At 60.9% G+C, this 11,759-nt stretch carries 10 protein-coding genes; 8 read left to right on the top strand and 2 right to left on the bottom strand.

Annotated features, from left to right (window positions below; genetic code table 11):
• The first annotated feature begins 37 nt into the window (after nt 1–37).
• The 5 genes from msbA (at nt 38) to BVH03_RS20805 (ending at nt 5,948) form a co-directional block, all read left to right on the top strand.
• Nucleotides 38–1,858: a lipid A export permease/ATP-binding protein MsbA gene (gene msbA, locus BVH03_RS20825; protein ID WP_075962954.1), complete on the top strand. Its 1,821-nt coding sequence runs from the start codon at nt 38–40 to the stop codon at nt 1,856–1,858.
• A 110-nt stretch (nt 1,859–1,968) separates the two neighbouring features.
• A complete protein-coding gene (locus BVH03_RS20820; protein WP_083640130.1) occupies nt 1,969–3,021 on the top strand; it encodes a glycosyltransferase family 9 protein in 1,053 nt (350 codons plus the stop codon).
• Entirely contained in the window at nt 3,021–3,932 is a 912-nt protein-coding gene (locus BVH03_RS20815; protein ID WP_075962952.1) for a glycosyltransferase family 2 protein, read from the top strand. The genes BVH03_RS20820 and BVH03_RS20815 overlap by 1 nt, the downstream gene beginning before the upstream one ends.
• On the top strand, nt 3,925–5,073 hold the full coding sequence (locus tag BVH03_RS20810; protein WP_075962951.1) for a glycosyltransferase: 1,149 nt from the start codon (nt 3,925–3,927) through the stop codon (nt 5,071–5,073). The genes BVH03_RS20815 and BVH03_RS20810 overlap by 8 nt, the downstream gene beginning before the upstream one ends.
• The gene (locus BVH03_RS20805; RefSeq protein ID WP_075962950.1) at nt 5,070–5,948 is read left to right on the top strand and encodes a glycosyltransferase; all 879 of its coding nucleotides are present in this window, start codon (nt 5,070–5,072) and stop codon (nt 5,946–5,948) included. The genes BVH03_RS20810 and BVH03_RS20805 overlap by 4 nt, the downstream gene beginning before the upstream one ends.
• Before the next feature lie 28 nt (nt 5,949–5,976).
• Here BVH03_RS20805 and BVH03_RS27000 read toward each other — a convergent pair whose 3' ends face one another.
• Together BVH03_RS27000 and BVH03_RS26995 are read right to left on the bottom strand one after the other, a co-directional pair.
• The gene (locus BVH03_RS27000) at nt 5,977–6,639 is read right to left on the bottom strand and encodes a lipopolysaccharide kinase InaA family protein (RefSeq protein WP_075962949.1); all 663 of its coding nucleotides are present in this window, start codon (nt 6,637–6,639) and stop codon (nt 5,977–5,979) included.
• On the bottom strand, nt 6,636–7,820 hold the full coding sequence (locus BVH03_RS26995; RefSeq protein ID WP_256574770.1) for an O-antigen ligase: 1,185 nt from the start codon (nt 7,818–7,820) through the stop codon (nt 6,636–6,638). Before BVH03_RS26995 ends, BVH03_RS27000 begins: the two co-directional genes overlap by 4 nt.
• A gap of 108 nt (nt 7,821–7,928) precedes the next feature.
• Between BVH03_RS26995 and BVH03_RS20790 the strand changes: the two genes are divergently transcribed.
• The 3 genes from BVH03_RS20790 to hldE all read left to right on the top strand — a co-directional run bounded on the left by BVH03_RS20790 (nt 7,929) and on the right by hldE (nt 11,755).
• Complete coding sequence (locus tag BVH03_RS20790; RefSeq protein WP_075962948.1) at nt 7,929–8,825, top strand: GNAT family N-acetyltransferase; 897 nt, start codon at nt 7,929–7,931, stop codon at nt 8,823–8,825.
• 4 nt (nt 8,826–8,829) lie between these two features.
• A complete protein-coding gene (locus BVH03_RS20785; protein ID WP_075962947.1) occupies nt 8,830–10,251 on the top strand; it encodes a PIG-L deacetylase family protein in 1,422 nt (473 codons plus the stop codon).
• Nucleotides 10,252–10,333: 82 nt separating this feature from the next.
• Complete coding sequence (hldE, locus tag BVH03_RS20780) at nt 10,334–11,755, top strand: bifunctional D-glycero-beta-D-manno-heptose-7-phosphate kinase/D-glycero-beta-D-manno-heptose 1-phosphate adenylyltransferase HldE (protein WP_075962946.1); 1,422 nt, start codon at nt 10,334–10,336, stop codon at nt 11,753–11,755.
• Nucleotides 11,756–11,759 lie beyond the last annotated feature (4 nt).

The following is an 11,759-nucleotide window of genomic DNA, read 5'->3' as shown; positions in this document are numbered from 1 at the left end:
GGTACAATCGCCGGCTAAATCCCAGAGCCAGCATCTCATGCCTGATTCAAGCGCCAAATCGCCCTCGATCTCCAGCTTCAAGTTGTACATGCGGCTGTTGAGCTACATGCGGCGCTACTGGTTCATGTTCGGCGTGAGCATGATCGGTTACATCATCTTCGCCTCGACCCAGCCAATGCTCGCCGGGCTGCTCAAGTATTTCGTCGACGGCCTTGCTGCCCCTGAAGCCGGTATGGTCGAGCTGCCGCTACTGGGCAGTATGCAGCTGCTCTACGGTGTGCCGCTGGCGCTGTTGCTGATCACCATCTGGCAAGGCTTAGGCTCATTTCTCGGCGGCTATTACCTGGCACGGGTATCGCTGGGGCTGGTACAGGACCTGCGCATTGCGCTGTTCAACAACCTGCTGACACTGCCCAACCGTTACTTCGACAACCATTCTACGGGTTACCTGATCTCTCGCATCACTTACAACGTCGGTTCGGTTACCGGCGCAGCGACGGATGCCTTGAAGGTCATGGTGCGCGAAGGTCTGACGGTGGTTTTCCTGTTTGGCTATCTGCTGTGGATGAACTGGAAGCTCACCATGGTGATGGTGGCGATCCTGCCGCTGATTGCCCTGATGGTTAAGAGCGCGAGCAAGAAATTCCGTAGCCAGAGCCGCAAGATCCAGAGTGCCATGGGTGAATTGACCCATGTGTCGTCCGAGACCATCCAGAACTACCGGGTAGTTCGTAGCTTCGGTGGCGAGCGCTATGAACGTGAGCGCTTCTACGAGGCGAGCGAAGACAGCACCCGCAAGCAACTGCGCATGACCCGCACCAGCGCGATCTACACGCCCAGCCTGCAATTGGTGAACTACGCCGCCATGGCGTTCCTGATGTTTCTGGTGCTGTTCCTGCGCGGTGATGCCAGCGTGGGCGATCTGGTGGCCTACATCACTGCGGCCGGCCTTCTGCCCAAGCCGATTCGCCAACTCTCGGAAGTCAGTTCGACCATCCAGAAAGGGCTTGCCGGCGCCGAGAGCATTTTCGAACAACTGGACGAAGTGACCGAGCCCGATAACGGAACGGTCGAGAAAGAGCGGGTAACCGGTGCCCTCGAAGTAAAACACTTGAGTTTCGTTTACCCAGGGACCGAGAAAATCGTGCTGCAGGACATCAGCTTCACCGTCGAGCCTGGGCAGATGGTGGCGCTGGTGGGTCGCTCGGGTAGCGGCAAGTCGACCCTGGCCAATCTGATCCCGCGCTTTTATCAGCACGACCAGGGGCAGATCCTGCTCGATGGCACGCCCATCGAGGACTATCGCGTCGAAAACCTGAGGAAACATATCGCACTGGTCACGCAGCAGGTTTCGCTGTTCAACGACACAGTCGTGAATAACATTGCCTATGGCGATCTGCGTAACTTGCCACGCGAGGCAGTCGAGGACGCTGCTGAGGCTGCCTATGCACGTGAATTCATCGATCTGCTCCCGCAGGGCTTCGACACCAAGGTGGGCGAGGACGGCGTGATGTTGTCGGGTGGCCAGCGGCAACGCTTGGCGATCGCCCGGGCGTTGCTCAAGAGTGCGCCCGTGCTGATTCTCGATGAAGCGACCTCGGCCCTGGATACCGAATCCGAGCGCTACATCCAGGCAGCGCTGGACAAGGTGATGGAAGGCCGCACCACGCTGGTCATTGCGCATCGTCTGTCGACCATCGAGAAAGCCGATCTGATCCTGGTGATGGATCAGGGGCGCATCGTCGAGCGCGGCTCTCACGAGTCCCTGCTGGCGCAGAATGGCTACTACGCTCGTTTGCATGCCATGGGGCTGGAGGAAAAGGACGAGCCCGGTATGCAGGATCAACCTGAGCCGTGAGCGGCTGGAGTTGTGTGTAGCAACGATATCGCGTTCGAACGACCGGATGTGCCCTGGTGAAGGTTTGCAGTACATGATCACGGACGATACTGGATTATGCGGGAGTTCTGATGGCCGAAGTTTTAACGCACGCTGATACCTCTCTATCGGTGGCGCCGGATGATTGTCGGATCGCGTTGGTGCCTTCAATGGGGCTTGGTGATGGCTGCATCTATCTAGTGCTGGCCGCCAATCTGGCACGTGCTGGCTATCAGGTAACAGTGCTGAGCAATCATTTCGGGGCGCTCGATGAGTGGTTGCCGCTGTTCGAAGCCCGACTACTTCCGGCACCTGCGGAAACGTTCGCGGTGCTCGACGATTTCGATCTGGTCATCTCCGACATGGGCAGCATGCTGACGCGCCATGCCGAGGCGGCCGAAACGCTGGCCAGGCGATACGTTTTCGTTGGCACGCTGAAAATCGATTCGCGATTCGCACGAGAGCCAGCAGCCGAGACCTTGGCGCGGCTTCCTGCAGGCAAGGCTCGCCTCCTGGCTCCCCTGGCTGCGGCGGCGGGCCCGCTGCGCTGCCTGCCGGATGATAGCGTCAGCATGGTCGAGCAGGCCGTAACCTTCTGCCGCACGCGCTTGGGGCTGGCTGAGGCCAGTAGCGATATTGGCCTGCAGATGCCTTGCGCGCTGAAGCACCGCCGCCATGCAGATCGGGTGATGCTGCATCCGCTCTCATACAATGTGAAGAAGAATTGGCCCGCGCTTAAATACCTTGCCTTGGCCAGGCGACTGCGCGCTGAGGGCTATGAGCCACAGTTTGTGCTGTCACCCAAGGAGCGCTGTGATCATCTCGAGGTGTTCGCTTCCGAGTTCGAGGTTCCTGAGTTTCCCGATGCCAAGGCGTTGGCCGCCTACCTGTACGAGTCCGGCTATGTGATTGGCAATGACTCGGGCGTTGGCCACCTTGCCTCGGCGTTGGGTGTGCCGGTGCTCACCCTATACCGAAAGCGGCGCGATGGTTTTTGCTGGCGCCCAGGCTGGGGTGCAGGCCAGGTGGTGCGCCCGGTGTTCTCGCTGAATTTCATGCGCGAGAAGTGGGCGATGTTCATGAGTGTCAATCGGGTGGCCAGGGGCTTCCAGATGTTGAGTCAAAAGGTCGGAGGAGGCCGATAATGAGTGGGTCTGCCGCGATCACGATCGTCATTCCGGCGTACAACTACGCCAAGACACTGGGGCGCACCGTTCGCTCGGTCGTACCGCAACTGAGTGCTGACGATGAACTGCTGATCATCGATGACGGCTCCAAGGATCACACGCCGCAGGTCATCGAGGCGCTGAAAGTCGAATTCCCAGCGCGGTTCACGGCGTTGCGCAAGGATAACGGTGGTCTGGCCTCCGTGCGCAATCTGGGTATCGAGATCGCGCGCCATGACTGGCTGATCTTTCTCGATGCGGATGATGAAATGGCGCCAGACAGCCTGGCTCTGATTCGCGCGCATCTGGCGGCCAACCCAGATACTCGGATGGTCATTGGCGGACACTGGTCGGTCGACCAGGCAGGGCGACGTCGCCGGCATTCGCCCGACAAGCTGCCGCAGACGGCGCTTGAGCGAGTGAAGGCCTACCTGCTGGAAAAGACATTGAGCATTTCCAACGGTGCGTGCGTGATGCACCGTTCTATCTTCGAAGCTGGCGACTATCCTGAGCGTTTTCGCAATGCCGAGGACATCCCGGTATTCGCGCAGACGCTGGCGGCCTACCCGATTACCCTGTTGCCGGAGCCGTTGGCAATGATTCACAAGCACAGCGACAGTCTGCGCCATGACTTCGGCTCGAGCCTGGCGGGCGGAGTCGAACTGGTCGACGAGGTATTCGGGCGGCTCCCTGAGCAATTGCAGCAGCTGCGTGCCGCGTTTTACCAGCAGCGTTGCCTGTCGCTGTTTCGCAGTGCCTGTCTGGCGGGCGATCCGGTAGCTGCCAAGCAGTTTTACCGCCAGGCGGTGGCAAGCGACTGGCGTGTGTTGCTGAAACTGTCGTATTTGCGCAAGGCGATCCGCCTGTGGATGGGCCGCCTGGATGGTTAGGCCGCTGAAAGTCCTGCAGTTGCAAACCCGTTACAACGCGGGCGATACCAACTCCGACCTGGGCGAGCAGATCCTGCAGGGGCTGCCGGGCGAGCGCTTCGAGGTGGTCAATGCTTATCTCGAGGGCCGGCCGGCTGACGGCGCACCTCATCCTGCCGGTCGCCGCCAGGTATTCTTCGAGTTCAACGAGAAGGACATGAGCGGTTTGCGTCGTAAGGTGCGCGCCCGCTTATTGGCGTTTTGTCGGGAAGAAGCCTTCGACGTGGTGTTGCTGCATCGCTTCAAGGCCGTCAACCTGTTCATGCACCTCAACAAAGAGCTGCGAATCACCCGCTGCATCGGCGTCTCCCACGGCTTCGGCGAGTACGACAGGTTCTATCGGCGCTGGCAGGCCAAGCGCTTGATCGATGAATGCTGGCGTTTCGTCGGTGTGTCGCCGGCAGTGGTCGATTACCTGGTTTCGCTGCGCTGCGGTTTCACGAAGGCGAACACGGTGGCGATCACCAATGCCCTAGATATCGACCTGGCCGAGTCCCTGCAGCTGTCGCGAGAAGAGGCGCGTAAAGCGCTGGATTTACCGATGACACCAGTGATCATCGGTGCTATCGGGCGCTTGGTTCCAATCAAAGGGCACACCCATCTGATTCGGGCCTTCGCTGCCGTCAGTCAGGAATTCCCCCATGCGAATCTGGCCATCATCGGTGGCGGGCGAGAGCGGGACAATCTCGCTGCGCTGATCGCCGAGTCCGATTTGCAGGGCCGTGTGCACCTGTGCGGCACTCAGCCCGATGCCATGCGCTACGTAAGGGCCTTCGACATCTTCGCCATGCCTTCGCTACAGGAAGGCCTCGGGCTTGCCCTGCTCGAGGGTATGTGCGGGCGCCTGCCGGTAATGGGGTCGGATATTCCGGCGATGCGCCCCTTGTTGCACGGCGCTGGCGGCCGACTGTTCGGCCCGGGCGATGTGAGCTCGTTGACCGAGCAGCTGCGTGCAAGCCTGCTCGATAGCGAAGCCGAGCGAGTCGAGCAGGGTGAGCGGGCTTACCGCTACCTCAGGTGCGAGCACGACATCGAGGATTTTCGCCGCAAATACCGTGAGCTGCTCGAAGGCGATCAGCCGCTGACAGGATCGTCTCAATGACCGATAGCACCCACCCGCTGCCTTTGGTATCGGTACTGATCTCTTCCTACAACCATGCTGACTTCATCGAGGCCAGCATTCGCAGCGTTTATGCGCAGAGCTATCCCATCATAGAGCTGCTGGTGGTCGACGATGGTTCACGTGACGGCAGCGTCGAGCTGATTCAACGATTGCAGGCGGAGTTCGGCTTCGACTTCGTCGCGCAGACGAACAAGGGGCTGTGCACCACGCTCAACGAGATGATCGCCCGAAGCAAGGGCCGATACATCGCGCCGCTGGGCTCGGATGACGTGATGCTGCCCGAGCGGCTTTCCTTGCAGATTCCATTTATGGAGCAGCATCCGGAGACCGGAATCTGTGCGGGCGGCATCGTGCTCATCGACGGCGACGGCAAGCCGTTGCCCGACAAGAAGCAGCGGCATCGCCCGGCCAGGCGCCTCGACTTCGATGACCTGTTCATGGATCGCAAGCCTGGGCCACCAGCGCCGACCCTGCTGTTTCGCCGCGATGCATTGGAGGCGGTGGGCGGCTTCGATCCGACCATCCGGATCGAGGATTACTTCGTGGAGCTGCGCATCGCGCGTGCCGGCTATTTCATCGACATACTCCAGGAGCCGCTGGCGCTGTACCGTGTGCATGGCCGCAACACCTACAAGAATCGGCGTCTGATGATCGAAACCGAGCTGGCGATCTATCAGCGCTTCAGTGACCATCCGGGTTACGAGGCGACGCGCCTGCGCTACCTGAACGCCATGTTCACCAAGGTTGCCAACGAGGATCGAGCGCTGGCCAGCGAGTTGCTGGCGCAGATCCCGTGGCGCTCGCGCAACCTGAAGACACTCAAGGGGCTCTGGCGCTACTGGCTCAAACGCTGAGCGCCAGCCGTAGCGCTCGGTGGCCTGGCTACCGGACCTGCAGCCACTTTTTCAGGTCGCGGCTGAAACGCTCGGTGTCGCATCGGCTGGCGCTCTCCGCATAGCCTTCTAGCCAGCTACCGAGATGCTGTTGCGTGAGCCAGTCGATATCCTCGGCATAGCGCAGGATGTGCTGCAGGTTGCGCCGCCTCTTCCAGGGGGCGAGCGGACGGCTTTCCAGCTTCATGTCCGACAGGTCGATCAGGCCAAAGCTGCCGTCTGGCAGCAGTAGAACGTTGCCCAGATGCAGCGAGCGGAAATAGACGCCAAGCTGATGCAGCTCGCCGAGAAAAGTCCCGAATCGTTTTACCAGTGCCGGACGCTGCCGCGCGTCGAGTTGGCGTAATCGATTGCGCAGGGTGTCGCCTGGCAAGGGCTGATAGAGCACGGCGCTCAGGCGGCGTTCGCTGATCATCAGGACATCGAGCACGTACGGTGCGGTGATCCCCAGGCGCAGCAAGCCTCTGGCGTTGTCGGCGAAACGCTGTGCCGGTAAATCCCAGAGGTCGGAGGACAGCAACCGCTTGCGACGATACAGCTTCAGAAAGTCGCCGCTGCCCAGTCGCGCCACTTTGACGCCAAGGCCATCTTCTTCGATGGTTTTGGCGCCCTCCAACAGAGCATCCAGCTGTGCCGCATCGATACGCTTCATGGCTTAGCCTGCCGATGCCGGATGGACAGTGCAGCGACCAGCGCCATCGGGATCCAGATCAAAAACCAGCTTTCATTGGGGCGCGACAGGTAGTTGCCGCCCTCCGTAAGCCCTGCACAGAGCCCATAGATCAGCAGTGCCGAAGCGATCTGGAATTGCGGCAGGGCGCGCAGGCGCAGGCAGCGAAACAGTGCGAAGCCGTACATGATGGCCCAGATACCCAACCCGATCATGCCCAGCTCGAGAAGAACCGCCAGCTCGACGTTGTGCGGGTCGTGCAATGGTTGATGAGAGCCGGCAACATTGAACTCGAACTTGCTTTCATAACCGGCGCCTAGCCAAAGATGCTGGCCCGCCTGGCGCCAGGCATCGCTCCACAATTCCGGGCGGTAGGACATACCGCGCTGCAGAATGATCTCTGGCGCAACCAGATAGGCGGCAATCGCGCCGAACAGCAACGCGGCGACCAGATAAATGGCCCGTCTGCCGCTCATCGACAGCATCCAGACGCTGGTCAGTGCCAGCCCCATCAGCGGCGTGCGCGAACCCGTGGCCAGTAGCGCCGCCAGCAAGGGAAGCGCCATCATGATCGGTAGCCAGTCATGACGCTCGTTGCGTGATAGCCAGGCTGCGACCCAATAGGTGCATAAAAAGCCTAGAACGTGAGAGGTGAGTAGCGGGTTGCGCAGAGCTCCGGTACCGATCAGTCGTTCGCCCGGCGCTGCGATGTGCAGGAACCAGGCGACGTTGACCAGCGCCGCCAATGCACCGACGCCTTCTCCTAGGCGCAAGGTTTTCAAGAACAACTCATCATTACGCAGAGCGATCAGTGTGCAGCCCACGAACAGCATGAATACATAAAGCGGACGCTTGGCCAGGCTGCCGAAGCCATCCTCGGTGCGACTCCAGCCCAGGGTTATGAGCAGCCACGCGCTCAAGACCAGAAAGCAGAGGACCATAGGTTCACTTAGCAGGGGTTTGATCTGGCGAGGCATGATCATCACCGCCAAAAGAGCAGGTGCCGCGCTCAGTGCGTAATAGAATTTCGTGTACTGACTGCCGTCGGGAATCCAGAACAGGCCTGTCAATAAAACCAGATAGCCGCCGACCAGCCAACGGGTGGTGATGAAGTCGAAAAGACGCGTACGCAAGGCGTCGGGCTGTGGGGAGGGTAGCTGCACCAGAGATCCTAAAGCATGGGTAAAAAGGCCTATCTTAAAGCATCGTCCGGCAGTAGGCAGCGACCGCGTGATAAGCTTGGCGATCTTTTCGCCCGAGCCGGATGCCTGATGTTCAACCCGTTACAACGCTGGCGCGAGCGAGGCTGGCAGCCGATAAGCGCCGATGTCTATGCGCAGGTGTGGGCGCGGTTCGGCGGCAGTGTCATGACTCAACCAGACGTCGTTTCCCGGCTGTCTGTGCTGGCGGGCATTCCCGTTCGCTACCTGGGCTGGCCGCGGCAGGGCGAGTTGCAGGCTGCGGTTCCAGTCTGGGGAAATGCGTTGGCACTTTCTCGCGATGTGCTCAAACGCAAGGGTCGTCGCGACCTTTTCGACCTCGGCAACGCCGAGGTGATACTGCCCGTCGCGCCAGGAGCGGCCGCACCGGTTCGGCATCGAATGCGCTATGTCTCCGCCTTGAATGAGGGCGCGATATCGACGTTGCGCACCCAGTCGGAGCAGCTGGCGCTGGCCAGGCAGCCGGAGGAGTACGGCAAGAAGTTCCGCTACAACCAGCGTCGTGAACTACGGATGCTCGAAGAGGCGGGCGGCGAGGTTGTGCCGGTTTCCGGCTTGTCGGCCCATGCGCTGGCCGCAATTTATACGGAGCTGTTCGAAAAGCGCTGGGGCTTCGACGTGCCTGGCAAGCAGTATCTCGTCGAGGTTTTCGAGGCGCTGAAAGAGTTTCTCTGGGGCGCGTATCTGCAGCTCGATGGAAAGCCCATAGCCGTTCAGGTTCTATACAGGGTCGAATCGCCAGGCTGGATTAGTATCGAATACATCAACGGTGGAGTGGATCCAGCCTCTCGTGACTTCAGCCCTGGCAGTGTACTCAGCTTTATCAATACCCAGTCCGCATGGGACGATGCGCGCCTGCGAGGAAAGCCGCTGCGCTACTCCTTCGGCAGAGCGGATGTTGAATACAAGGATCGTTGGTGTAATCGCCAGCCTGTTTTTCGGGTGTAAGTGAATGGAAGCACGCAAGCAGCGGTTGGTACGCCGGCATCGGCGTAACAAGCGTATTCTCATGGTCGTGGCATTGCCGATTCTGGTGGCGCTCGACTGGTTCGGTTCGTGGGGAACGGCGCCCGTCGTTCTGGTGCTGGCATGGATTGCCCACGAAGCCTGGTTTTCCGACCATCTTTTCTACTCGCCCCGTGACGATTACCGCCACGCGTTCCCGCCGGACAGTTTCAGTCTGTCGGTGATGCTCGATCGCGATGGGAAAATCTTTCCACATGGCGGGGAGTGGCCCGAGGAGGCCGACACACTGGTGCTGGCCCTGCATGTTCGCAGCAACTGGCTGGGGCGTTGCCTCGACCCCCATGTCCTGATCGGTGAGGACAAAGACCTCGACCGCCAAGATTTCGAGCGCGGCGTCAACGGCGTACGGTTTCTCAATCTCTCCAGCTGCCTGCCACTATTGCGCGATGGACGACTGAGGCTGCGCGGGCGCTTCTGCAAGCTCGGGCGCGAAGCAACGCTGTATGGCTTCAGCAATCCCGACTACTCACGCAAGCGCGTCATGGTGCTTGCTCCCCACGCGGATGATGCCGAGCTGGCTGCTTTCGGTCTTTACAGTCGCAGCCAAGAGGTGTCTATCGTCACCTTGACCCAGGGCGAGATCGAGGCCGACTTCTACCGCCGTCTTGGCCTCAGCGATGCCGCCGCCGCGCGCCTCAAGGGGCGGCTGCGCAGTTGGAGCAGTCAAACGGTACCTCTGTGGGGTGGCGTCGAGCCCAGTCGATGCGTGCAGCTTGGCTATTACTGCATGCAATTGCGGCAGATGGAGGCCGAGCCAGGCACAGCTTGTGCGTCGCGCGAGTCGGGCGACTCGGATATCCGCAGTGTTCGTCGTTTCAATGCATTGAAGCTTCCTGGCGATGTAGACGGGGCACCGACGTGGAATAACCTGATCGCCGACCTCGCGGCGTTGTTGCGGCACTTCAAGCCGGAAGTCGTCGTGTTTCCGCACCCCGAGCTCGATCCGCACCCCGACCATATCCAGACGGGCCGAGCGTTGCGGCAGGCCATCGAGCAAAGTGGCTGGCAGCCTGACGTGCAACTGCTCTATGCCAATCACCTGACGGACAATGACCGCTGGCCCATGGGGCCGGCCGGCAACGGCGTGGCATTGCCGCCATGTATCGAACCCTTGCCAGCCGATCAGCTGTGGTGCCTGCAACTTGATGACAATGTATTGCTCGACAAGAGTCAGGCATTGGCGATGCAGCACGATCTGCAAACGCCGCTACCCTTCAAGAAGCGTCTGCGTCGGTTCATCCAATGGTGCCTGGCTGCACGCCGCTGGCCGCAGGCAGGGGAAGACGAGTTCTTCCGCAAGGCGGTGCGTCGCCACGAGTTGTTCTGGGTTCGCCCGTTCGAGCGCTAAGCGGTGCTGAAACGTGCGGCGGCGGTTCGTAATAGCCGATGTGCTATTCTCCGCGGCGATTTTGCAATTCCGGAGTTTCCGCATGAAGTTATCCATGCCCCGTTTCGATCAGGCACCCGTATTGGTGGTGGGTGATGTCATGCTCGACCGGTATTGGCACGGCGCTACCTCGCGTATATCGCCCGAGGCTCCGGTGCCGGTGGTCAAGGTCGAACAGATCGAGGATCGCCCCGGCGGTGCGGCCAATGTCGCACTGAATATCGCCGCTCTTGGTGCGCCGGCTGTTCTGGTTGGCGTTACCGGCGAGGACGAGGCTGCACAGAGTTTGCAGCAGAGCCTGGAAGCCATCGGCGTGAAGACCTACTTCCAGCGTATCGAGAACCAGCCGACCATCGTCAAGCTGCGGGTCATGAGCCGTCATCAGCAGCTCTTGCGCATGGATTTCGAAGAGCCGTTCCAGACCGACGCCGAGGCGTTGGCGCGGCAGGTCGAGCAGTTGCTCGATCAGGTCAAGGTGCTGGTGTTGTCCGATTACGGCAAGGGTGCGCTGCAGAATCATCAGGCCTTGATCACGGCAGCGCGCAAGCGCGGCATCCCGGTGTTGGCCGACCCGAAAGGCAAGGATTTCTCCATTTACCGCGGCGCCAGCCTGATCACTCCGAACCTCAGCGAGTTCGAGTTGATCGTCGGTCGCTGTGAGGATGAAGCCGAGTTGGTCAGCCGTGGCGCGCGCCTGATGCGTGAGCTCGACCTGGGCGCCTTGCTGGTTACCCGTGGCGAGCATGGCATGACGCTGCTGCGCCCTGATCATGCGCCGCTTCACCTGCCGGCGCGTGCGCGCGAGGTGTTCGATGTGACGGGCGCGGGCGATACGGTGATTTCCACGCTGGCCGCCTCCATCGCGGCAGGCGAGGAGCTACCCCAGGCCGTGGCGCTGGCCAATCTGGCTGCCGGTATCGTGGTGGGCAAGCTGGGCACCGCGGCCATCAGCACGCCTGAGCTGCGCCGTGCCGTGCAGCGTGAAGAGGGCTCCGAGCGTGGTGTGCTGAGCCTGGAGCAACTGCTGCTGGCCACCGAGGATGCGCGCGCCCACGGCGAGAAGATCGTCTTTACCAACGGCTGCTTCGATATCCTGCATGCCGGCCACGTGACCTATCTCGAGCAGGCGCGGGCGCAGGGCGACCGTCTGATCGTGGCGATCAATGACGACGCGTCGGTGAGCCGTCTCAAGGGCCCAGGTCGGCCGATCAATGCCGTGGATCGCCGCATGGCGGTGCTGGCCGGTCTTGGCGCCGTGGACTGGGTGGTGAGCTTCAGCGAAGCCACGCCCGAGCGCCTGCTCAAGCAGGTGCAGCCCGATGTGCTGGTCAAAGGTGGCGATTACGGCATCGACCAGGTGGTCGGTTCCGATATCGTGCTGGCCTACGGCGGTGAAGTGCGGGTGCTGGGGCTGGTCGAGAACAGCTCGACCACGGCCATCGTCGAGAAGATCCGCAGTCGCTGATCGC

Origin of the sequence: Pseudomonas sp. PA15(2017), from assembly GCF_001945395.1 — a bacterium.
Lineage (GTDB): Bacteria > Pseudomonadota > Gammaproteobacteria > Pseudomonadales > Pseudomonadaceae > Aquipseudomonas.
This window is presented reverse-complemented; position numbering and strand designations above follow the sequence as displayed.

Bases quoted from the DNA above. Each gene is read 5' to 3' on its own strand.
- msbA (WP_075962954.1), top strand. From the start codon at position 38: ATGCCTGATTCAAGCGCCAAATCGCCCTCGATCTCCAGCTTCAAGTTG.
- BVH03_RS20820 (WP_083640130.1), top strand. From the start codon at position 1,969: ATGGCCGAAGTTTTAACGCACGCTGATACCTCTCTATCGGTGGCGCCG.
- BVH03_RS20815 (WP_075962952.1), top strand. From the start codon at position 3,021: ATGAGTGGGTCTGCCGCGATCACGATCGTCATTCCGGCGTACAACTAC.
- BVH03_RS20810 (WP_075962951.1), top strand. From the start codon at position 3,925: ATGGTTAGGCCGCTGAAAGTCCTGCAGTTGCAAACCCGTTACAACGCG.
- BVH03_RS20805 (WP_075962950.1), top strand. From the start codon at position 5,070: ATGACCGATAGCACCCACCCGCTGCCTTTGGTATCGGTACTGATCTCT.
- BVH03_RS27000 (WP_075962949.1), bottom strand. From the start codon at position 6,639: ATGAAGCGTATCGATGCGGCACAGCTGGATGCTCTGTTGGAGGGCGCC.
- BVH03_RS20790 (WP_075962948.1), top strand. From the start codon at position 7,929: ATGTTCAACCCGTTACAACGCTGGCGCGAGCGAGGCTGGCAGCCGATA.
- BVH03_RS20785 (WP_075962947.1), top strand. From the start codon at position 8,830: ATGGAAGCACGCAAGCAGCGGTTGGTACGCCGGCATCGGCGTAACAAG.
- hldE (WP_075962946.1), top strand. From the start codon at position 10,334: ATGAAGTTATCCATGCCCCGTTTCGATCAGGCACCCGTATTGGTGGTG.